22 protein-coding genes and 1 tRNA gene are annotated in these 21,377 nt (G+C 35.2%); 20 read left to right on the top strand and 3 right to left on the bottom strand.

Annotation, left to right across the window (positions count from 1 at the left end):
• Positions 1–38: 38 nt before the first annotated feature.
• Both spoIVA and GSH73_RS08310 read left to right on the top strand, forming a co-directional pair.
• Positions 39–1,517 carry a stage IV sporulation protein A gene (gene spoIVA / locus GSH73_RS08315; RefSeq protein ID WP_014758470.1) on the top strand — a complete coding sequence of 493 codons (1,479 nt, stop codon included), beginning with the start codon at positions 39–41 and terminating at the stop codon, positions 1,515–1,517.
• A 47-nt stretch (positions 1,518–1,564) separates the two neighbouring features.
• Positions 1,565–1,640: transfer RNA gene (locus GSH73_RS08310), tRNA-Pro, on the top strand.
• 143 nt (positions 1,641–1,783) lie between these two features.
• On the opposite strand, the gene GSH73_RS08305 is transcribed toward GSH73_RS08310, so the two are convergent.
• A complete protein-coding gene (locus GSH73_RS08305) occupies positions 1,784–3,010 on the bottom strand; it encodes a M48 family metallopeptidase (RefSeq protein WP_014758471.1) in 1,227 nt (408 codons plus the stop codon).
• Between the two features lie 135 nt (positions 3,011–3,145).
• Between GSH73_RS08305 and GSH73_RS08300 the strand changes: the two genes are divergently transcribed.
• The 4 genes from GSH73_RS08300 to GSH73_RS08285 all read left to right on the top strand — a co-directional run bounded on the left by GSH73_RS08300 (position 3,146) and on the right by GSH73_RS08285 (position 6,826).
• A complete protein-coding gene (locus tag GSH73_RS08300; RefSeq protein WP_014758472.1) occupies positions 3,146–4,822 on the top strand; it encodes a B12-binding domain-containing radical SAM protein in 1,677 nt (558 codons plus the stop codon).
• Between the two features lie 11 nt (positions 4,823–4,833).
• Positions 4,834–5,568, top strand: a complete 735-nt coding sequence (locus tag GSH73_RS08295; protein WP_014758473.1) for a glycerophosphodiester phosphodiesterase — start codon at positions 4,834–4,836, stop codon at positions 5,566–5,568.
• 19 nt (positions 5,569–5,587) lie between these two features.
• Positions 5,588–6,238, top strand: coding sequence for a hypothetical protein (locus GSH73_RS08290; RefSeq protein WP_014758474.1), 651 nt, complete (start codon positions 5,588–5,590; stop codon positions 6,236–6,238).
• A gap of 66 nt (positions 6,239–6,304) precedes the next feature.
• Positions 6,305–6,826, top strand: coding sequence for an O-acetyl-ADP-ribose deacetylase (locus tag GSH73_RS08285; protein WP_014758475.1), 522 nt, complete (start codon positions 6,305–6,307; stop codon positions 6,824–6,826).
• 35 nt (positions 6,827–6,861) lie between these two features.
• Here GSH73_RS08285 and GSH73_RS08280 read toward each other — a convergent pair whose 3' ends face one another.
• Positions 6,862–7,668 (bottom strand): undecaprenyl-diphosphate phosphatase, encoded by an 807-nt coding sequence (locus GSH73_RS08280; protein WP_014758476.1) that lies wholly within the window; start codon positions 7,666–7,668, stop codon positions 6,862–6,864.
• Positions 7,669–7,811: 143 nt separating this feature from the next.
• On the opposite strand from GSH73_RS08280, the gene GSH73_RS08275 reads away from it, so the two are divergent.
• Both GSH73_RS08275 and sspI read left to right on the top strand, forming a co-directional pair.
• Complete coding sequence (locus GSH73_RS08275) at positions 7,812–8,084, top strand: pro-sigmaK processing inhibitor BofA family protein (RefSeq protein WP_014758477.1); 273 nt, start codon at positions 7,812–7,814, stop codon at positions 8,082–8,084.
• Positions 8,085–8,159: 75 nt separating this feature from the next.
• Entirely contained in the window at positions 8,160–8,360 is a 201-nt protein-coding gene (sspI, locus tag GSH73_RS08270) for a small acid-soluble spore protein SspI (protein WP_014758478.1), read from the top strand.
• Between the two features lie 33 nt (positions 8,361–8,393).
• Here the strand turns inward: sspI and GSH73_RS08265 are convergent, their stop codons facing one another.
• Entirely contained in the window at positions 8,394–9,749 is a 1,356-nt protein-coding gene (locus GSH73_RS08265) for a hypothetical protein (protein WP_014758479.1), read from the bottom strand.
• A 111-nt stretch (positions 9,750–9,860) separates the two neighbouring features.
• Here GSH73_RS08265 and GSH73_RS08260 point away from each other — a divergent pair, with 111 nt between their 5' ends.
• From GSH73_RS08260 to GSH73_RS08205, 12 genes are all read left to right on the top strand, one after another.
• Entirely contained in the window at positions 9,861–11,039 is a 1,179-nt protein-coding gene (locus GSH73_RS08260; RefSeq protein ID WP_014758480.1) for an FprA family A-type flavoprotein, read from the top strand.
• 63 nt (positions 11,040–11,102) lie between these two features.
• On the top strand, positions 11,103–11,414 hold the full coding sequence (locus tag GSH73_RS08255) for a hypothetical protein (RefSeq protein ID WP_014758481.1): 312 nt from the start codon (positions 11,103–11,105) through the stop codon (positions 11,412–11,414).
• A gap of 229 nt (positions 11,415–11,643) precedes the next feature.
• Positions 11,644–13,122 carry a glucose-6-phosphate dehydrogenase gene (gene zwf / locus GSH73_RS08250; protein ID WP_014758482.1) on the top strand — a complete coding sequence of 493 codons (1,479 nt, stop codon included), beginning with the start codon at positions 11,644–11,646 and terminating at the stop codon, positions 13,120–13,122.
• On the top strand, positions 13,109–13,738 hold the full coding sequence (locus GSH73_RS08245) for a cyclase family protein (protein ID WP_014758483.1): 630 nt from the start codon (positions 13,109–13,111) through the stop codon (positions 13,736–13,738). Before zwf ends, GSH73_RS08245 begins: the two co-directional genes overlap by 14 nt.
• Complete coding sequence (locus GSH73_RS08240; RefSeq protein ID WP_014758484.1) at positions 13,735–13,962, top strand: hypothetical protein; 228 nt, start codon at positions 13,735–13,737, stop codon at positions 13,960–13,962. The genes GSH73_RS08245 and GSH73_RS08240 overlap by 4 nt, the downstream gene beginning before the upstream one ends.
• A 15-nt stretch (positions 13,963–13,977) precedes the next feature.
• Entirely contained in the window at positions 13,978–15,777 is a 1,800-nt protein-coding gene (gene pepF / locus GSH73_RS08235; RefSeq protein WP_014758485.1) for an oligoendopeptidase F, read from the top strand.
• Positions 15,777–16,460, top strand: a complete 684-nt coding sequence (gene sdaAB, locus GSH73_RS08230; protein ID WP_014758486.1) for an L-serine ammonia-lyase, iron-sulfur-dependent subunit beta — start codon at positions 15,777–15,779, stop codon at positions 16,458–16,460. The genes pepF and sdaAB overlap by 1 nt, the downstream gene beginning before the upstream one ends.
• Positions 16,461–16,484: 24 nt before the next feature.
• On the top strand, positions 16,485–17,360 hold the full coding sequence (sdaAA, locus tag GSH73_RS08225; RefSeq protein ID WP_014758487.1) for an L-serine ammonia-lyase, iron-sulfur-dependent, subunit alpha: 876 nt from the start codon (positions 16,485–16,487) through the stop codon (positions 17,358–17,360).
• Between the two features lie 159 nt (positions 17,361–17,519).
• Entirely contained in the window at positions 17,520–18,590 is a 1,071-nt protein-coding gene (gene aroB, locus GSH73_RS08220) for a 3-dehydroquinate synthase (protein ID WP_014758488.1), read from the top strand.
• 72 nt (positions 18,591–18,662) lie between these two features.
• The gene (gene pheA, locus GSH73_RS08215; RefSeq protein ID WP_014758489.1) at positions 18,663–19,487 is read left to right on the top strand and encodes a prephenate dehydratase; all 825 of its coding nucleotides are present in this window, start codon (positions 18,663–18,665) and stop codon (positions 19,485–19,487) included.
• A 24-nt stretch (positions 19,488–19,511) separates the two neighbouring features.
• On the top strand, positions 19,512–20,528 hold the full coding sequence (gene aroF, locus GSH73_RS08210; RefSeq protein WP_014758490.1) for a 3-deoxy-7-phosphoheptulonate synthase: 1,017 nt from the start codon (positions 19,512–19,514) through the stop codon (positions 20,526–20,528).
• A complete protein-coding gene (locus tag GSH73_RS08205) occupies positions 20,525–21,370 on the top strand; it encodes a prephenate dehydrogenase (protein WP_014758491.1) in 846 nt (281 codons plus the stop codon). The genes aroF and GSH73_RS08205 overlap by 4 nt, the downstream gene beginning before the upstream one ends.
• The last annotated feature ends 7 nt before the right edge of the window (positions 21,371–21,377 follow it).

Below are 21,377 nucleotides of genomic sequence, written 5' to 3'. Positions count from 1 at the left end.
TAAAAACTATATTTATCTATAAGAAGGAGGGAAATGATGTGGAAAATTACGATATTTATAAGGATATAGCAGAAAGAACAGAAGGCGATATATATATAGGCGTCGTAGGTCCTGTTCGTACTGGGAAATCAACATTTATAAAAAGATTTATGGATATATTGGTATTGCCAAATATCGACAATTTGAACCTTAAAGAGAGAGTTCAAGATGAGTTGCCTCAGAGCGCGGCAGGCAAGACAATAATGACTACGGAGCCTAAATTTGTGCCAGAGAAAGCAGTGGAGATTTCACTAAATGAAAATACCAGTTTCAGTGTAAGATTAGTAGATTGTGTCGGGTACATGGTTAAAGGTGCGATGGGATATTTAGAAGGCGATAAACCAAGAATGGTCACTACACCATGGTATGATTACGAAATTCCGTTTGAAGAAGCCGCTGAAATAGGGACTAAAAAGGTAATAAATGACCATTCAACAATCGGATTGGTTGTGACCACCGATGGAAGCATTACAGAGATACCAAGAGATAATTACGTAGAACCAGAAGAAAGAGTTATAAAGGAATTAAAAGAAATACATAAACCATTTATAATATTACTGAATTCTACACATCCAGATGACGCCGATACAATTAAATTAGGCAAAGAAATGGAAATGAAGTACGATGTGCCTGTAGTTGTAGTCAATGTGCTTAAGATGAGCATGGCTGATATCAAAAATATACTTGAAAAAGTGCTTTATGAATTTCCAATTACAGAGCTTAATATTGATCTGCCAAGGTGGGTAGATGTACTTGAAAATGAACATTGGTTAAAACAGAGCATAATGAGTACAGTCAAACAAAGTATAGATGAGCTGTTTAGATTGAGGGACATAAAAAAGACAGTTGATGCCATAAAGTCCAATGAGCACATGGGCGATGTAGTGATTAAAAAGATAGACCCAGGTGAAGGTGTCGCAGACATAGAAGCAAAGACGAAGGAAGGTCTTTTCTTTAAAATATTAAGCGATGAATGTGGTCTTGAAATACGTGGTGATAGAGATCTTATGAAAATGATGAAGGAATTATCATACGCGAAAGCTGAGTACGACAAATTAAAAGATGCCATTGAAGATGCCAAGAAAAAAGGCGTGGGTGTTGTTCCTGCCAGCATAGATAATATGGAATTTGAGAAGCCAGAAATAGTTAGACAAGGTGGCAGCTTCGCTGTAAGGCTTAAAGCATCTGCACCTTCCCTTCACATATTTAGAACGGATGTTACAACTGAAGTGTCGCCAATCGTCGGCACAGAAAAGCAAAGTGAAGATTTTGTCAAATACATTACAGAGCAGTTTGAAAATGATCCGGATAAAATCTGGGAGTCAAATATATTTGGAAAATCGCTAAGCGATCTTGTAAAAGAAGGGATGCAAAACAAGCTTGGCAAGATTCCAGACAATGTAAGCATGAGGCTAAGGGATACACTTGAACGAATCGTCAATGACGGCGGTGGCGGTATAATCTGCATCATATTATGACACTTGATTTTTTAAACATTACGTTTTATAATACTATTGTAAGATGTCTGGGTGTGGCGCAGTTGGTAGCGCGCCAGAATGGGGTTCTGGAGGTCGCTGGTTCAAATCCAGTCACTCAGACCATTTAAAGTAATATCAAGGGTTTTAGAGGTTATCCACAGAGTAAAAAATATAGTAGTCAACATTAAACCCAAAAACATATTTAGAGTTACTTAACCACTTCGAAAGGAAGTGGTTATTTTGTTAGTAAAATTTGCAATTTGTTTTTATATCTTAGACTTTTCAACGGCTCTAATTCTATTCATGGCACTTGGATGCGTATAAGAAAACCACTCTATGAATTTTGGAGGTTCTACGTCGGATAAGCTTCTTTCTGCTAAATCTACCTGCAATTTGATTACTACATTTTTATCATGGAGGTATTGGACAGAAAGCAAATCAGCTTGCCTTTCCATTTGTCTTGATATGAAGTTCTGAATCGGATTTATATCGAAATTAACAAGCAGCATAAAAAGATAAAATACTGAGATTATATAAGGTCTATATCTAAGGCTTTGCATTTCGACTATACTTGCCTTCAAAAGAACATTAAAGGCGAGGAAAATTATAAATATTCCTAATGAACCAATTATTATGCTTTTTAAAACGTGATTTTCTTTCCAATGGGCAGCTTCATGTGCAATTACAGCTTTTATTTCATCGGGCGGATATTTTTTTAGAAGTGTATCGTAAAGGACTATTTTACTTGTACTGCCAAAACCATAAAAATACGCATTTGCAAGTGTTGTTCGCTTGCTGGCATCCATTTCTTCAACTCTATCAATTTTTATTCCTGCGTTTTTTGATATGTCGTTTACCATGCTGAGAATTGCTGGATCAGTAACAGGTGTAAATTTGTTGAACATAGGAGCAATGAAGGACGGCCAAATAAAATTTTGCAAAAATAGCATTGCAGTAAGAAATACAGATGCATATATCCACCACGTTTTTTGGAATTTATTTATAGCGAACAATAACAAAACAATTCCGATACTAGATAGAACAATGTCTATTAGAGAGTTTTTGATGTAATCTATCAACCATGACTGAATTGTTTGCACTGAGAATCCCCATTTTACCTGTAGCCTATATGAATAAAAACTAAATGGAAGCGATAACACTTTTAAAATTATCCACAAAAACAGAAAGAATATAAATACACTGAGATAATAATGTTTTCCACTTATTCTTTCACATATTTTTGACAATTTGATTGAGAATCCGCCAAAAACAAACCAAAGCAAAAAAACTAATTGAATTAAAAAAGAAGAAATATACAATAATCTATTTTCTTTATGATATGGAATAGATTTTTCTACTGTATAGTGTGAAAAAAATTTATATACGTCTTGAGATACGATATTAGGTGTCAATGTATAATATATGTACAAGGATGAAAACAACAATGCGATAAATGTCAGCAGAAACCATATTTTATTAAACTTTACGTACAAACTAATCACCTCTTTCTATAGATTATTACTACGAATATATTATATTATATGCAAAGATGGATTTAAAATTATTTTACTTTATTTTGACATGTATGTGCTATAATTAAGATAGATTTATCATTGGAAGGTGCAATAATGAAGACACTGCTGGTAGCATTGAATGCTAAATATTACCATACAAATTTGGCCATAAGAAATATTAAGCTGTATTGTAGACCTATGGACATTGAGCTTTTGGAAATGACCATAAATGATGATTTGGATTTGATTCTGCATGAGATTCTGAACAAAAGGCCTAACCTTATAGGGTTTTCGTGCTATATATGGAATATAGATAAAGTGTTGAAGCTTTGTGAATACATAAAAAAGATCAATAAAGATGTCTTAATAGTTCTTGGAGGACCTGAAGTATCTTATGATTCCGATGATTTACTGAAAATTGGTGTTGCAGATTTTATTGTATTAGGTGAAGGAGAAGCAACTTTTAAAAATCTTTTACAAAGAATCCATAATGGCGAAAACGTGTGTGACTTAAATGGCATAAGTTATATGAATGATGGAAAAGTAATATCGAGAGAGAACACTGATTATGTTTGCTTGGATGATATTCCATTTCCTTATGATGGTGAAGATATTTCCAATAAGCTTGTGTATTATGAGACATCCAGAGGGTGTCCTTTTAGATGTTCTTATTGCTTATCATCTCTTGATAATAAGTTGAGGTATGCCAGCATTGAAAAAGTGAGAGATGATTTAGAGAAACTGACAAGCATGGGTGCAAAAATTGTAAAGCTTATTGACAGATCTTTTGACAGCAACATAAAAAGAGCGGTAGAAATATTGGACATAATAAGAGAGTTGAGGTGCGATACAGTATTTCACTGTGAAGTTAATCCTGAGTTAGTCAATCAAGAGTTTATAGATAGCTTAAAAGGTATAGAAGATAAAGTTCAATTTGAAGTAGGTATACAGACGACTAATAAGGAAACTTTAAAGAATGTATCGAGAAATCCGGACGTCAGCAGTGCGTTAAAAGGCATAAAGCTTATCATAAATGCGGGTGTAAAGGTGCATGTAGATCTAATTGCAGGATTGCCTGGCGACGATTTTAATTCGATTGTGAAATCTTTTAATGATGTATATGAGCTAAATCCTGATGAAATTCAATTAGGCTTTTTAAAGCTTTTAAAAGGAAGTAGCCTTAGAAAAAACAAAGATATTTACGGCATAAGATATAGAAGTGATCCTCCGTACGAAGTTTTAATGACAAATACAATATCTTATATGGAGCTGCATGAGCTTAAAAACATTGCTTTTTTAGTAGATAAGTATTACAACTCTGGGAAATTTAAAATGTCATTAAGATTTTTGCTTGATTTTTTTAAAGAGCCGTTTAAGCTGTATAAACGCCTAAATTACTTTTGGGTAAAGAACGGCTTTTATGGCAAAAAGCATTCCCTGAATGATTTGTTTGATATTATTTATAGATTTGCCTCTTTGGAAGGCATAGATGTTGAGTATTTTAAGGACTGCTTAAGATATGATTACATGTACTTTACTAACAATAAGGCATATCCTGACTGTCTTAAAGAGGATAAAAAAATACCAGATGAAGTAAAATCATTGTTGCGAGATGATGAATGGTTAAAGTGCAATCTGCCGTCAGCAGTTGGTATGTCTAATTCTGAAAAAAATAGAAATCTGTCTATAGGCTTTTTTAGGCATGATGTTTTAAACATGGAGGAAGGAAATGTGTATATGGCCTTTCTCCACTGTGATAATAAAACATATTGTGTAAAAATAAATGTTTAAGGTGGGGTAGTATGTCAAAGACGCTTGTCATAGCACACCGCGGTGATTCTAAAAACGCTCCGGAAAATACGCTGTCGTCATTTAAGAGAGCTGTTGAATTAGGTTCGGATGGAATAGAATTAGATGTACAGCTTAGCAAAGATGGGTATCTTGTTGTAATACATGATGAACGAGTGGATAGGACAACTGATGGAATAGGATATGTTAAAGACTATACGTTAAAGGAGCTTAAAAGGTTAAACGCAGGAATAAAATTTGGCAGAAATTATGCAAGTGAGAAAATACCTACTTTGGCAGAGGTTTTTGAGTTATTGGAAGATAAAAGTGTATTGGTAAACATAGAGATAAAAAGCGGCTTAATATCATATCCGGGAATAGAAGAGAAGCTGGTTAACTGTATATTTGACTATAGTTTTGAAGATTTGGCTTTAATATCATCATTTAATCATTATAGCTTGAAGACAGTGAAAGAGATTGAGCCAAGGCTTAACATTGGACTTTTGTATGAGTGTGGACTTGTTGAACCGTGGCATATTGCAAGTAGGATGCATGCGTATTCACTTAATCCATTTTATGTGAATATAATACCTGAGGTTGTAAAAGGTTGCAAATCGAATAATGTTAAATTGTTTCCGTGGACGGTTGATGATGAAGAACTTATGAAAAATATGATTCGATTGGGGGTCGATGGAATAATCACTAACGATCCGTCAAAGCTGATTAATTTAGAGAAAAAGCTACATTAGTTTTACAGGAGGATATGGTATGAAATCAAACAAGTGGATGAAAGATATGACATTTAAAGAAAAAGCAGAGTACATTTGGGATTATTATAAGATACACATAATAGCTGGGATTATCGTTGTAGCTATAGTTGCATCATTTGTCAATTCAATTTTGACAAACAAAAATTACGTATTTGACTTCTCAATGATAGGGACATCGATAAATTTTGACAAGGAGATGAATTTCCAGAATACCATAACAAAAGAACTTTTAGGTACCGATAAGGGAAAAAATCAAGCATTAGTTGAATTTTATATGTTGACAAAAGGCAGTGACGGTAAGTTTCAGCTTGACCCAACATCTGTGCAAAAACTGATGGTTAAAATTTCTGCTGAAGAAGTGGATGTTATAGCGCTTGACAAGGATAATTTCTATGCACTGGGAAATCAAGGAGCGTTTTTAAATCTTGACAGTGTAAAAGATCTCAATTTAAGCGGATTAGACACAGAAAAGCTTCCTGCTTCAAAAGATGTCAAAGCAGGCACGTATGGTATATATCTTGATAAAGATAATCGCTATTTAGATGAAATTGGATATGATTACCATGACAAAATAATTGCCGTGCTATCCAATTCTAAAAACAAGGACTTGTCAATAAAATTCCTGAAATGGCTTCTTGATATAAAGTAGTTTTTCATGTATACTATGATTGTATTTTCAAAACTTGCTTATGGTGAATATTGACGAGGTGATAATGTGAAAGAAAAGATAAAGCTTCTTAAGGGTGATATAACAGAGCAAGAGGTTGATGCAATTGTAAATGCCGCCAATTCTGGTCTTTTAGGCGGTGGCGGTGTAGATGGTGCTATACATAAAGCAGGCGGGAAAGTAATAGATGAAGAATGCAAAGAAATAAGGGATAGAGAAGGTGGTTGTCCAACAGGAAAAGCTGTAATAACCCATGGAGGCAATCTGAAGGCAAACTATGTAATACACGCAGTTGGGCCAATTTGGAAAGATGGAAATAATGATGAAGACAACTTATTAGCCAGTGCATACATAGAGAGTTTGAAAATAGCTGACAAATACAATTTAAAGACAATTGCTTTTCCGTCTATAAGCACAGGTGCTTATGGATTTCCTGTTGAGAGGGCTGCAAAAATTGCTTTAAGGGCTGTATCTGATTACCTTGACAAAAGTCAAATCAAAGAAGTAAGATTCGTCCTTTATAGTGATAATGATTATGATGTATATTCAAAAGCTTACGATGAATTGTAAAAAAAGCAGACCAAATTTGGCCTGCTAATAAATTCTTATTTTACTATGTTTGTCAATACAAGTCCTATCATGATTATTCCTACTATCAATCTGTAGTAAGCGAAAGGCCTTAATGGATGACTTTTAAGGTACGATAGAAATTTGTCGACAACTATCAGTGCAACGATAAATGACATTATAAAACCTACTGCTAAAGCTTCCCATTCTATAGTGGTCATTGTGGCTATTCCTTTGTGAAGCGATACGACTGTAGCGCCAAGCATTGTGGGTATTGCCAGAAAAAATGAAAACTCTGCAGCGGCTTTTACTGATAGTCCTACCATCATTCCACCCATAATCGTTGATGCCGATCTAGACATACCGGGAAATAGGGACATACATTGTGCAACTCCGATCAAAAAAGACTTTCCTGGAGTTACTTTATCCATGTCATCAATTTTATAGTTTGAAAATGCATTTTCTACAATAATCATCATTATCGCACCTATTACAAGTGCTATAGATACTGTAAATGGTGAGAACAAATGCTTATCGATAAAATCATTAAGCAAAAGTCCTAAAATTGCTGATGGAATGAAAGCTATGACGATTTTAAGCCATAATCTGAATCCCCATTTATTAGGCGCTAAATTTTTTAGAGAATTCCATATCTTTTCTCTGTAGTAGTATACGATAGCCAAAATAGCACCCAGTTGTATGACCACTTCAAACATTGTGGCGTAGGCGCCTTTAAAGTTTAATAAATCTCCAACAATGATCAAATGCCCTGTTGAAGATACGGGTAAAAACTCAGTCAAGCCTTCTACAATACCAAGTATAAATGCTTTGATTAAAAGAATCATAAGATACCGACTCCTTACTATTTATTTGTTAAGCACTATTTAATTTTATATTAACTTTTGGTTTAATTCAACATGTCTTTTTTCCTTCTAATCTATTTTTAATGTGATATAATATGTGTATAAATATGTGGTGAGGTGGTTTTGTGCTTTTGCCTGGATTTTTTTCGTTTGCAATAGGAATCATAATGCTTGCGTTTGTCGTTTGGCTTTTTGGAAAATCAATAAAAATACTTTTTAAATTTATCTTAAACTCAATAATTGGCTATATATTTCTTTTGATTTTTAACTTTTTTGGTTCGATTTTTGGCTTAACATTGCATTTAGATATTATAAATGCTTTTATTGCAGGTGTTTTTGGTATACCAGGAATAATCGTATTGCTGATTTTGAAGTACGTATTTAAAATTCACTTTTAACCCGATTTGGGTTATTTTTTTATAACTAATATTGTTGACTTGATTTGGAATAATAAGTACGAAGGAGGTATTGAAATGGATATAAGAAGGATCATCCTTGACAATTTAAAAAATCGTTCAAAAGACGATATAAAAGGATTTATACAGGAAGCTGTAGATACAAAGGAGGAAAATGCTATACCTGGTCTTGGCATAATTTTTGAAGCAGCATGGGAGAAAATGAACGATGGTGAGAAAAACAACATGATGGATTACATAATGAGAGGGATAAGATAAAGGGTATCTTGCTGGATACCCTTTATTTATTCCTTATAGTAGCAATACTGTCACTATGTAGCCGCAAGTCAGCCCTATGATTACAGGAAGCAAATTTCTTTTGACTATCGCATCAGGGTCGACTTTAATGACGGCTGTTACTGGTACTACACTCCATGGGATTATGGTGCCGCCACCAACCCATATACAGGTGATTTCACCCAATGAAGCCAATATGGACGAATTTATATTAAGTGTATGGGCAAAAGTCTTAGAAAGCGCGCCTACCAAAGGTAGACCGGAGAAGCCTGAGCCTGATAGTCCTGTCAATATTCCTATCAATAGTTGCATTAATGCTACAGTGTATTTGTTTAAAGGAATGTGCTTTGAAAGGTAGATGCCGAGATCCATGAGATATCCTTTTGCATTGGGTCCTATGACTTGTTTCGCAGTTGTCAATTCTCCCAAAAAGAAAAAGGCACTTATCAATATGATTGGAGCGAATGTTTTGATTCCAGACAAAAAACCATTTTTCAAATAGTCTCTTGTTTTGTTCAGAAAATCTTTTTGTACGATAGTTGAAGATATAAGCACGATTATTGCAGTGCCGCCGATTAATGCCGTTGCCGCGTTCCCTTTGATTTTTAAAATATACATCAAAAAGGTGTCGATGGCGAAAAAGAGTACAGCTACAAACGAAATAATGTAACTTTCTTTATAAATTTTCTTTTCATCTAAATTATCATTGTAATTATTTGTTTTTTGCTTATTGTCTTTTAAATTTTTCATTGTAACAAAATAGAAGAAAACTATTGTGACAAAAGATGTTACGCCCCATATGGGTATACTGCTTAAAATTAGCTTTGCTGTAGGTATTCCAAGTGTTTTTGCTGTTACAGATGGAACGCCTTGTATAAAAAAATCTCCTGATAAAGCTGCCCCAAAGCCGAATATGGTTACTAAAGATGCAAAACTCAATTCATCAAAACCTGATTTTAAAACAGGACCTATTAAGACAGCACCTATTAGACCAACGGCAGGTGATGGCCACAAGAAAAGAGATAAAACCATCATCACTATGCCTATGATCCAAAATGTTTTACTTGGAGAATTTAGAAATCTCAATAATGGCTTTGTTATGACAACATCTGCACCTATATCGTCAAGTGCACGGGACATGGCAATAATCAAAGATATGATAAGTATTACCTGCCAAAGTTCTTTTCCGGACACAAATACAGAAGAATACAAGATTTCAATAGATTTCAATACATTTTTAGTCTGCGACAATGCTACGGCAAATATGCCTACGATACAAGGGAAAATTATGTCTTTTCGAAAGACCATAAATAAAAATATTACAAATATTGATATCAAGTAGACAATATGTGTTGTAGTTATGCTTATCATTGTAACACCTCGTTTTTAGGTTTTATTTATCCACTTCAATTACATATTTTGTGTTGAGTTTGGTAAAATTATTAAAAATGTGATAAAATATTCGATAAGGAGGTAGTTAAAATGAAACCAATGAAGCTTAAAGACGGTGTAACAAAAATTGGTGCAGTACACTTTGAAAGAAGATTGTTTGACTCTCTTATCCCACTTCCTGATGGGACGAGCTATAACGCTTATCTCATAGAAGGCAGTGAAAAGATAGCTTTGATAGACACGGTTGATCCTATGAAAATAGAAGTGCTTATAGATCAGCTAAAAGACGTCCAAAAGATAGACTACATCGTATCAAATCATTCTGAACAGGATCACTCTGGTGGGATTCCTTTTGTTTTAGAAAAGTATCCTGATGCAAAGGTTGTATGCACTCCAAAGGCAAAGGCTTTTTTAATGGATCTTCTACATATTTCTGAAGACAAGATAATTACTGTAGAAGACAATGAGACTATATCTCTTGGAGGAAAGACTCTTAGATTCATTCACGCGCCATGGGTGCACTGGCCTGAGACCATGTTTACATATCTTGAAGAAGACAATATCTTATTTACGTGTGATTTCTTGGGTTCACATTTGGCTACGTCGAAGCTTTTTGCAGAAGATGAATGCCATGTTTATAATTCAGCGAAAAGATATTATGCAGAAATAATGATGCCTTTTAGAAATTTTGTGGCAAAAAATCTTGAAAAAATAAAAGATTTGAAAATTGATTACATAGCTCCATCGCATGGTCCTGTTTACAATAGACCACAATTCATTTTTGATGCGTACAATAGCTGGGTATACGATGAGCCGAAAAATATAGTTGTTATACCATATGTTACAATGCACGGTTCTGTTAAAGCGATGGTAGATTATCTGACTGCTGCGCTTTCGCAAAAAGGTGTTGTTGTAAAACCATTTGATTTGACAGTCACAGATTTAGGTGAGCTTGCTATGTCGTTAGTTGACGCTGCCACAATAGTTGTAGGCACGCCGACGGTTTTGGCTGGGGCACACCCACAGGTGATTTATGCCACATATCTTGCAAATGCTCTAAAACCAAAAACTAAATTTTTGTCAATTGTTGGGTCGTACAGTTGGGGTGGAAAAGCTATCGACCAACTGTCCAGTATGATCACGAATTTAAAAGTTGAAGTTATACCACCAGTATTCATAAAAGGTCTGCCGAAAGAAGAAGATTATAAGCTTTTAGATGAATTAGCAGATAATATAGTTAAAAAACATGAAAAAGCAAACATTAAATAATTAATGTATAATAGAAGAATATAATAGTAAATTTGTGTATAGAATATCCTGTGAGGTGATTTCATGATAAATTTAAACGGACAAAATACCATAGCTCCAGGCATTATTAGCGCTATGACAACTTATGAAGAAGATCCACTTTTAAAGAAATCACAGGATGCATTAAATGTGTACGTCAATGGTGACTTTGTTGGTAAAAAAGTGCTTGTTGCAAACGGTGATGGTGGAGTAAATGCGGTAAAGGAGTATCTACTAAACAAAGGATATTCTCACTTTGAATATAAGGTAGACGGCAACAACATAATGATACAGGTTGACGATAGTGTGTGTGATGAAATAAAAAGACTGTTGAATGTGTATTTAACTATACGGTAAGGAGCTTTATTGCTCCTGTTTTTTATTTTTATGATGATTATTGATATTTCTTTATTTCAATAATCACAAAAAAGTAGTATAATATCTATTAAGAAAAATATATTAATAAATAATAATTATTAATGGGCGAAATTTTTTTGAAAGTTATTTTAAAAAAATTTGTTTCTGAGTTATTATAATGTATAGAAGTTGTTAAAATTTAAGACATTAAATGAAAGAAGGTGATATTATGGCAACAGACAATATATCCAGTATTATGGTTATTTTTGGTGGCACAGGAGACTTGACTCATAGAAAGTTGATGCCTGCCATTTACAATTTGCTCTACGATAAAAACCTTCCAGAAAATTTTTGTGTCGTATCGGTTGGAAGGCGTGACAAGACAGATGAGATTTATCGCAATGAAGTATACGAATCTATTAAGAAATTTTCGAGAATTAAAATAGATGATGAGCTTTGGAAAAATTTAAGAGACAGAATATACTATCAAAAGTTTGAGTTTCATGATGATGACGGATACTCAAGACTTAAAGACTTTTTGAAGGCACTTGATGATAGATATAAAACGAATGGAAATAGAATTTATTACTTGGCAGTGGCTCCTGAGTATTTTGAACTCATCGTTGAAAAGTTACATCAGCATGGAATGGCGGAAAATGAAAAGTCGTGGCAAAGAGTCATGATAGAAAAACCATTTGGCAAGGATTTGAATTCTGCAGTTTATTTAAACAAAAAGATAACTGACGTTTTTAGTGAGAAAAACACGTATCGCATAGACCATTATTTAGGCAAAGAAATGTTGCAGAACATAATGGTAATCAGGTTTGCTAATGTGTTTTTTGAACCGGTTTGGAACAACAAATACATAGACAATGTGCAGATATCTTCAAGTGAGACGGTTGGCGTAGAAAATAGAGGTGGATATTATGAAAAAGCTGGTGCTTTAAGAGACATGATTCAAAATCATATGTTGCAGCTTTTGACGCTGACTGCCATGGAACCACCTATTGATCTTACTACTGATTCTATCCATGATGAAAAAGTTAAGATATTGAAATCTCTTAAAGAATTAACGCCGGATCTTGTATTGAAAAATGCAGTGAGAGGTCAGTATGAAGGCTATAGGGATGAGGATAGGGTATCGCCTGATTCTGACACAGAGACATTTGCTGCAATTAAAGTCTTTGTGGATAATTTTAGATGGGCTGGCGTGCCTTTCTACATAAGAACAGGCAAAAAACTGCCAGTGAAATCCACTGAAATAATAATACAGTTTAAACCTCTCCCAGGCGTTTTGTACTTTAAAGAATATGGTGGACTTATGCCAGATCTGTTGGTCATTAAGATACAACCTGAAGAGGGTGTCTTTTTGCAGTTCAATGCGAAAAGACCTGGTACATTAAATAAGGTGATACCGGTGCGAATGGACTTTTGCCAAAATTGCCAAGTCGGTATGAATTCCCCAGAAGCTTATGAAAGATTGATTTATGATGCATTGCGAGGAGATTCTACTCTCTTTACGAGATGGGATGAAGTTGAGTATTCATGGAGGTTTGTAGACAAAATAGCTGAAGTCTGGAAGAACAATAAACCGGATTTTCCTAACTACAAGCCAGGAACTTGGGGACCATCTGATGCTGATGAATTACTTCTTAGAGATAATTTCAAGTGGTGGAACATAGGAGGTTTTTACGATGAAAATATATGATGTTTCAATGAATATCAATAAAAATATGCAGGTTTACAAAAACAAACCGGAGAAAAAACCCGATTTGATTGTCACCAGCGATTTTCCAAAAGACAGCGTTCATGAATCCAGGATATGTATGGACATGCACACAGGTACTCATTTCGATGCACCTCTTCACATGATAGAAGGCGGTGATACGATTGACCATTTTGATATAACAAAAGCTGTTTCAAAGTGCAAAGTTCTTGATTTTACCAACGTAGATGATAAGATAACCGCAGAAGATTTAAAAGAGAAAGAAATAGAAAGTGGAGAATTTATACTTTTAAAGACAAGAAATTCTTACGAAGACAGTTTTAATTTTAATTTCATTTTCTTAGATGCAAGCGGAGCTGAGTATTTGAAAGAAAAGAAAGTAATAGGAGTTGGAACTGATGGACTTGGAATAGAAAGAGCACAGCCAAATCACGAAACCCATAAAACGTTGCTTAGTAATGGCATCACTATATTAGAAGGGCTAAGATTGAAAGATGTTGATGAAGGCGAATATACATTGATTGCTGCTCCTTTAAAAATAGATGGTGCAGAGGCCGCTCCTGCCAGAGCCCTTTTGATAGAGGACGATAAAAAATGAAAGTCAACATTTACAACATAGGCAATTGTATTGTTGGCAATTCAGAGGTTGATTTGGACAGTATCCAAGAAATATCGAACATGCTTATAGACAAATACGGTGAAAACACAATGCTGGAATTTGTTGAAAACTATAAAATGGGGCAAAATTATTCAGATGCCTTTAAAAACGCTTTAAATAAAAAACACATGATTAAAAAATTGAAATTTAAGAAAGACATTTAATATTTGGAGGTTAGTATGGATAAGAAATTGAGAGATCGAAAAGACATCGATGATAAGTACAAGTGGAAATTAGAAGACATATATGAAAGCGATAAAGAGTGGAAGGATGATTTTGACAAAGCTAAAGAAATCATAAGGCAATTGTCAGATTTCAAAGGAAAAATTAAAGATGCAGAATCACTTCTGGCTGTTCTTAAGATAAATGATGCCTTGCAGATGGTCATAGAGAAGCTTTTTGTGTATGCCAGGATGAAAAAAGATGAGGACAACAGCAATGGCAAATATCAAGCATTGACAGATAAGGCTATGAGGATCAATGTTGAAGCATCCAGCGCAGCTTCTTTTATTGCTCCGGAGATTTTGTCGATGGATGAGGAAATCTTAAAAGACTGTATTGAGAATAATGATGATTTTATAGATTACAGGCATTTTTTGGAGGATTTATTAAGGTATAAGCCTCATACGCTTTCAGATAAAGAAGAGATGATATTGGCAGAAAGTGAAGTCATGGCACACTCTCCTGAGAATATATTCAAGATGCTGGATAATGCGGACATCAGATTTCCCTCTATTGAAGATGAAGATGGGGATTTGGTGGAACTGACCCATGGAAATTATATTAAGTACATAAGCAGTAAAAACAGAGATGTGAGAAAGAAGGCTTTTGAATCTCTTTACAGCGTCTACAAAAATTTTGCCAATACGTACGCAGCCATGACAGACTCCAATGTTAAGAAAGATGTATTTTATTCTAAGATGCGAAATTACAAGACATCTTTAGAAGCTTCGCTTTTCGATGACAATGTCCCTGTATCTGTCTACGACAATTTGATAGGGACTATACATGAAAGAATCGATTTGTTACACAGATATGTTTCTATTAGAAAAAGAATGCTTAATCTTGATGAGCTGCACATGTACGATCTCTATGTGCCATTAGTTGCAGACTTCGATAAAGAATATGAATACGAAGAAGCCAAAGATATAGTCATAAAAGCTTTAGAACCGTTAGGGAACGAATACGTAAGCATCTTAAAGGAAGGTTTTGATAATCGTTGGATAGACGTCTATGAGAATAGAGGAAAAACGTCTGGAGCGTATTCGTGGGGAACTTATGGCGTGCATCCATTTGTGCTTTTGAATTTTCAAGGTAAGTTGGATGATGTCTTTACCATAGCCCATGAGATGGGACATTCGCTTCATACGTATTATTCCGACAAAGCTCAGAAGTACATCAATTCTCACTATAAAATATTTGTTGCAGAAGTTGCATCGACTTGTAATGAATCTATTTTAATCGACTACCTTTTGAAAAATGCGAGAGACAAAAGTGAGAAGATGTATTTACTAAACCATTATCTTGAACAGTTTAAAGGAACGATATTTAGACAGGTTATGTTTGCTGAATTTGAGAAGTACACTCATGAAGAAGCTGAGAAAGGCGAGGCGCTGACTGCAGAAAAATTGTGTCAAAAGTATCACGAGCTCAATCAATTTTATTACGGAAATGATATAATAATAGATGGTGAGATCGATTATGAATGGGAAAGGATACCGCATTTTTATTCGAGCTTTTATGTCTACAAATATGCTACAGGATTTTCTGCTGCTGTCGCATTGTCGCAGATGATTTTAAATGAAGGCCATGCAGCAGTAGAAAGATATATAGAATTTTTAAAAAGCGGTGGTTCGGACTATCCACTTAATATCTTGAAAAAAGCAGGTGTAGATCTTACCACAAAGAAGCCGATTTTGGAAGCTTTAAATGTGTTTGAGGATATATTAGATGAAATGGAAAAACTTTTAGACAGGTGATGGATTTGAGAGAGTACAGTGTTTTTGATATAATGGGACCTGTCATGATTGGTCCCAGCAGTTCCCACACAGCGGGAGCTGCTAGGCTGGCAAAGATAGCCAGACAGATAGCAGGTGACGATGTAAAAGAGGTGCAGTTTATACTGTACGATTCTTTTGCGAATACATACAAGGGCCATGGTACTGATAAAGCGCTTGTTGCTGGAATCATAGGACTTGATCCCGATGATGAAAGGCTGCCTCATTCTTTTGAATTGGCAAAAGAACAAAACATATCATTTTCATTTGTGAAAAGTGATAAAGATGCGTCTCATCCTAATACGGTTAGGATGGTCATAAAAAATAAATCAGGTGATGTCATTGAAGTATTGGGTTCGTCAATAGGCGGAGGTAATGTTGTGCTTAAAGAAATTAACGGTATGAGTGTGGAGTTTACAGGAGAATATGAAACGCTCATTACGAAGCATATTGACAAACCTGGTATCATAGCGATGGTGACAAAAGTTTTATCGGAGCACATGATAAATATAGCATTTATGAGGGTGTACAGGCAGTTAAAGGGAGATATGGCTATAATGGTTATTGAATCAGATCAAACGATACCGGAAGATGTGCGAATAAGAATAGAACATATTGATGGGATAGAGAAGGCTATAGTTGTAGACAGCATAAACAAAGCATAAATAAAATGTACTGAGGTGAAGAAATTGTATCAGTTTAGCAGTGGATTTGAATTGCTGGAGCTTACAAAAAAATACAATATTCCTATATCAGAAGTTGTAATAAATTATGAGCATGAGATGACTGGAGATAGTAAAGACACATTAATAGAAAAGATGGCGTCAAATCTTGACGTCATGAGGAAATCTATCGAAAGAGGCTTGAAGGAAGACGTAAAATCTGTAGGCGGTTTTATCGGAGGAGATGCTAAGAGGCTGTACGATAAAATAATTAATAATTTTACAATAAGCGGTGAGACAGTTTCAAAAGCTGTTGCATCGGCTGTTGCAGTATCAGAAGTAAATGCAGCAATGGGGAAAATCGTTGCAGCGCCTACTGCTGGTTCCAGCGGTGTCATTCCTGGAGCATTGATAACTATTGCAAGAAAGTTTGGAAAAAGTGATGATGAATTGATAAAATCTCTATTTACGTCGTCTGGAATTGGGATAATAATAGCAAAGAATGCTACGCTTTCAGGTGCAGAAGGAGGGTGCCAGGCTGAAGTAGGATCGGCTTCGGCTATGGCTGCTGCTGCTTTAGTTGAACTTATGGGTGGTTCTCCTGAGGAGGCCCTTAATGCAGCGTCTTTTGCCATTATGAATCTTTTAGGGCTTGTATGTGATCCTGTAGCAGGATTGGTGGAGGTTCCGTGTGTTACGCGAAATGCAGTTGGTGCTGCAAATGCTTTGATTTGCGCTGATTTGGCTTTGTCTGGCATGAGAAGCATCATTCCTTTTGATGATGTTGTAAGTGCAATGGACAGTGTAGGAAAAGCTATGCCTTGTGCACTTAAAGAGACGGCTGAAGGTGGGCTTGCTAAGACTGCAACCGGCATTAAACTGAAAATGAATATGAGAGAATAGAAAAAGGCTTTACGAGTTATTCGTAAAGCCTTTTTAAAAGCCGATTTTTAATCGGCAATTACCTCTATAAGAGGTAGAACTGTTTAAATTTATTTAATTTTCTATTATAATATATGCATATATGATGATTTTGATACAAAGTTAAAGGGGGTTAATTCAATGGAAATCGTCAATGTAAATTTGAAAAATTATTCATATCCTATTTACATCTCAAATGGAATTTTAAGCGATATTGGATTGTATTTGAGAAACCACTTGAGAAGTGGAAGAGCAATCATAATCACTGATTCAAATGTGTCAAATATGTACCTTCAAAATGTAGAAAATGCTTTATCAAAAGATGGATTTGTTGTAAATCACTCAGTTATAAAAGCTGGTGAGGAAAGCAAAAATTTAGACACAGTAAAGCGATTGTTAGAAGAATGTTTCAACTTTGGCTTATTGAGGGATAGTGCTGTTATAGCATTAGGTGGAGGAGTTGTAGGTGATATAGCTGGTCTCGTAGCTGCGTTGTACATGAGAGGCGTAGATTTTATACAGATTCCGACTACGCTATTAGCACAAGTTGACAGCAGTGTTGGAGGTAAAGTTGGAGTAAATTTAGATAAAGGAAAGAATATTGCAGGTGCATTTTATCAGCCAAAGGCTGTTTTCATTGATACAAGTGTACTGAAAACTCTAAATAAAAGAGAAGTGTTAGGAGGAATTTCGGAGATAATAAAGTATGGCATAATTAAAGACGAATCATTGCTTAGTTTCATTGAAACCAATATGGAGAAGATATTAGATTTAGATGATGATATGATGAGACACCTGATAAAAAGATCGTGTGAGATAAAAAGCGACGTTGTATCAAAAGATGAGAAAGAAAATAGCATAAGAGCAATTTTGAACTATGGACATACTATAGGACATGCTTTAGAGTCAATTACACAATATAAAAAGTACATTCACGGTGAGGCTGTTGCCATTGGTATGTATTATGCTGGTAAAATCTCCTTAAACAGAAAGTACATTGATGAAAGCTATCTTTTGCGCATTAAAAATTTACTGATTTCATGTGGGCTTCCTGTTGATTACGGCAATATAGATAAATATGAAATAATTGATGGTATAAAGCATGATAAGAAAAATAGAGAGGGCAAGATAAAGTTTGTCCTGCCAGTAGGACATGGCAATGCTGAAGTCTTCGATGTTTTAGAAGAAGAAATATTGAATGTGTTGAATTAGCAAAAGGAATTTTCTTGACTTTAACAGAACAAAGTATTAAAATATCAAGAAAATAGTTAAAGGGGGTGTGGCATGAACATTTATTACCTTGGACCGAAGGGCACATTTTCTGAACAGGCTCTTATCTTTTATATTAATCAAAAACGAGGATACTGCATTAAAGAGTTAAAGACAATTCCAGACATTATTACAATGTTGAGCATTAATAAAGATGATGAGGGATTAGTTCCGATAGAAAACTCTATAGAAGGCACTGTAAATGTAACATTGGATATGCTTATAAACGATGCCGATGGTCTTAAAATAAAAGGTGAGGTAGTCATTCCCATATCTCATTGTCTTATCGCTGACAAAAGTTTGGACTTTGACGAAATAAAGGTTATAATCTCTCATCCACAAGCACTTGCTCAGTGCAGAGATTATATCAGGAGAAATTTGCCTAACGCTGAAATCATAACTGCAGATAGCACGGCAAAAGCCGTATCTGAAATAAAGAATAAAGCCCATGCTGCAGCTATAGGCAATGCCAGGGCTGCAGAGATTTACGGTGCACAAATAATCGACAGGGATATACAAGATGTGAAAAACAATTTTACGAGGTTTATCGTTCTTGCCTCGAATGATTGTGAATACACCGGGTATGACAAGACATCCATAATATTTTCTGTTCCAAATGAGCCAGGCAGCCTCTATAAGATATTAGAGGTCTTTGCCAGAGAAAATGTAAATATGACCAAGATAGAATCAAGGCCTTCTAGAAAGAAGATGGGCGAATACGTGTTTTGGGTTGACATTGAAGGTCATAGATGCGATAATCGCATTAATAAAATATTAGGTGTGTTAATGGGTAAAACGGAGTTTTTAAAAGTATTAGGTTCATATCCTAAATACATGTAAAACGGTAGAATGGAGGATTTTTAAATGGTAATTGTTATGAAGCCAAGTGCTACAGAAAAACAAATCTCTGATGTATCAAATCTTTTATTATCTCTTGATTTAAAACCCCACATTTCTAAAGGAGAAGAACGAGTAGTAATAGGTGTGATAGGAGACAAGAAAAAGCTTAAAGATAAAAATGTTGAGCTTATGGAAGGTGTGGAGAAAGTCATACCTATAGTTGAGTCATACAAACTTGCAAGTCGTACATTTAATCCCGTATCGACGATTGTAGATGTAGACGGCGTCCAAGTTGGCGGTAAAAGTGTGGTCATAATGGCTGGCCCTTGTGCTGTTGAAAGCAAAGAACAGCTTTTTGAAAGTGCAGAAGCGGTTAAGAAGTTTGGAGCTAAATTTTTACGAGGTGGAGCATACAAGCCTCGCACGTCTCCATATTCTTTCCAAGGACTTGAAAAAGAAGGACTTGAAATGCTGTATGAAGCTAAAAAGTATACGGGTTTAAAAATTGTCACGGAGGTTATGGACGTTTATTCCATAGAAATTGTAGCTAAATATGCGGATGTATTGCAAATTGGCGCAAGAAACATGCAAAACTTTTCGCTGCTTAAAGAAGTTGGCCGGTCCAACATGCCTGTTCTTTTAAAGAGAGGCATCGCAGCCACAATAGAAGAGTGGCTTAATGCTGCTGAATACATTTTAAGCGAAGGTAACAAGAATGTGATACTTTGCGAGAGAGGAATAAGGACATTTGAGCAGTACACAAGAAATACCCTTGATTTAAGTGCGGTGCCTGTTGTAAAAAGACTGAGTCACTTGCCAATAATAGTCGATCCGAGCCATGGGACAGGAAAATCTTTTTTAGTAAATCCGATGGCTAAAGCTGCAATAGCTGCCGGAGCAGATGGCCTCATAATTGAAGTTCATCCCGATCCTAAAAATGCTTTATCAGACGGTGCCCAGTCATTGACGCCAGACGAATTTAGAGTTTTGGCAGAAGAAATATCTAATGTAGCAACTGCTATAGGACGTGATTTTAAATGATCAAAAAAGTGGCTATCATAGGATTGGGTCTTATAGGAGGTTCTCTGGCCAAAGCCATAAGAAAATATACGAATTTAGGCATAATAGGCATAGACGTTAAAGATGATTATATAGAGGAAGCTTTAATGGAAGGAATAATTGATGATGGTTTAAAAAAGCTTGACATGAAAATAGATGCTGATGTTGTGTTTGTGTGCACTCCTGTTGGTGCAGTCATAAATTGCATAGAAGAAATGCTTCCTCATTTAAAGGACGGCTGTGTGATAACTGATGTTGGAAGCACAAAAAAAACGATAATGGATGCGGTAAAGGGTATATTGCCGAAAGATAAATTCTTTATAGGCGGTCATCCTATGGCAGGCTCTGAAAAGTGTGGATTTTCCTCAAGTAGTTCTGAACTCTTTTTTGGAAGCAATTATTTTATAATTCCCGACGAAAAAACACCAGACAATGTGGTAGAGATTTTTGTCGATGAAATCATTAAAAAAATTGGTGCTAATCCTATACTTGTAGACAGCTATTCACATGATAAGATAGTAGGTATTGTGAGCCATGTACCGCATATCTTATCGGCAGCATTGACTAATTTTGCATATAGAGAAGACGCAGATGCTATAAAATTCGCTGCCGGTGGCTTTAAAGATTCTACGAGAATATCAATGTCCCAGACTGAGATGTGGAAGGATATTATTTTGAATAATAAAGACGTGATAAAAAAGCTGATAATGGATTATGAAAATCTTTTAAACGAATTTTTATTTAGCCTTGATTGTGACGATATAAAATCACTGTGTGAATTTTTTGATTCAGCCAGAGAAATCAGAAAAAGCATAGCTTCTTGACTTTGGA

The sequence above is a fragment of the Thermoanaerobacterium aotearoense genome (genome assembly GCF_009905255.1).
In the GTDB taxonomy this organism is placed as follows: Bacteria; Bacillota; Thermoanaerobacteria; order Thermoanaerobacterales; family Thermoanaerobacteraceae; genus Thermoanaerobacterium; species Thermoanaerobacterium aotearoense.
This window is presented reverse-complemented; position numbering and strand designations above follow the sequence as displayed.

Excerpts from the sequence above, each read along its gene's own strand:
- GSH73_RS08300 (WP_014758472.1), top strand. The coding sequence starts at position 3,146 with ATGAAGACACTGCTGGTAGCATTGAATGCTAAATATTACCATACAAAT.
- GSH73_RS08295 (WP_014758473.1), top strand. The coding sequence starts at position 4,834 with ATGTCAAAGACGCTTGTCATAGCACACCGCGGTGATTCTAAAAACGCT.
- GSH73_RS08290 (WP_014758474.1), top strand. The coding sequence starts at position 5,588 with ATGAAATCAAACAAGTGGATGAAAGATATGACATTTAAAGAAAAAGCA.
- GSH73_RS08280 (WP_014758476.1), bottom strand. The coding sequence starts at position 7,668 with ATGATTCTTTTAATCAAAGCATTTATACTTGGTATTGTAGAAGGCTTG.
- sspI (WP_014758478.1), top strand. The coding sequence starts at position 8,160 with ATGGATATAAGAAGGATCATCCTTGACAATTTAAAAAATCGTTCAAAA.
- GSH73_RS08265 (WP_014758479.1), bottom strand. The coding sequence starts at position 9,749 with ATGATAAGCATAACTACAACACATATTGTCTACTTGATATCAATATTT.
- GSH73_RS08260 (WP_014758480.1), top strand. The coding sequence starts at position 9,861 with ATGAAACCAATGAAGCTTAAAGACGGTGTAACAAAAATTGGTGCAGTA.
- GSH73_RS08255 (WP_014758481.1), top strand. The coding sequence starts at position 11,103 with ATGATAAATTTAAACGGACAAAATACCATAGCTCCAGGCATTATTAGC.
- zwf (WP_014758482.1), top strand. The coding sequence starts at position 11,644 with ATGGCAACAGACAATATATCCAGTATTATGGTTATTTTTGGTGGCACA.
- GSH73_RS08245 (WP_014758483.1), top strand. The coding sequence starts at position 13,109 with ATGAAAATATATGATGTTTCAATGAATATCAATAAAAATATGCAGGTT.
- GSH73_RS08240 (WP_014758484.1), top strand. The coding sequence starts at position 13,735 with ATGAAAGTCAACATTTACAACATAGGCAATTGTATTGTTGGCAATTCA.
- pepF (WP_014758485.1), top strand. The coding sequence starts at position 13,978 with ATGGATAAGAAATTGAGAGATCGAAAAGACATCGATGATAAGTACAAG.
- sdaAB (WP_014758486.1), top strand. The coding sequence starts at position 15,777 with ATGGATTTGAGAGAGTACAGTGTTTTTGATATAATGGGACCTGTCATG.
- aroB (WP_014758488.1), top strand. The coding sequence starts at position 17,520 with ATGGAAATCGTCAATGTAAATTTGAAAAATTATTCATATCCTATTTAC.
- pheA (WP_014758489.1), top strand. The coding sequence starts at position 18,663 with ATGAACATTTATTACCTTGGACCGAAGGGCACATTTTCTGAACAGGCT.
- aroF (WP_014758490.1), top strand. The coding sequence starts at position 19,512 with ATGGTAATTGTTATGAAGCCAAGTGCTACAGAAAAACAAATCTCTGAT.
- GSH73_RS08205 (WP_014758491.1), top strand. The coding sequence starts at position 20,525 with ATGATCAAAAAAGTGGCTATCATAGGATTGGGTCTTATAGGAGGTTCT.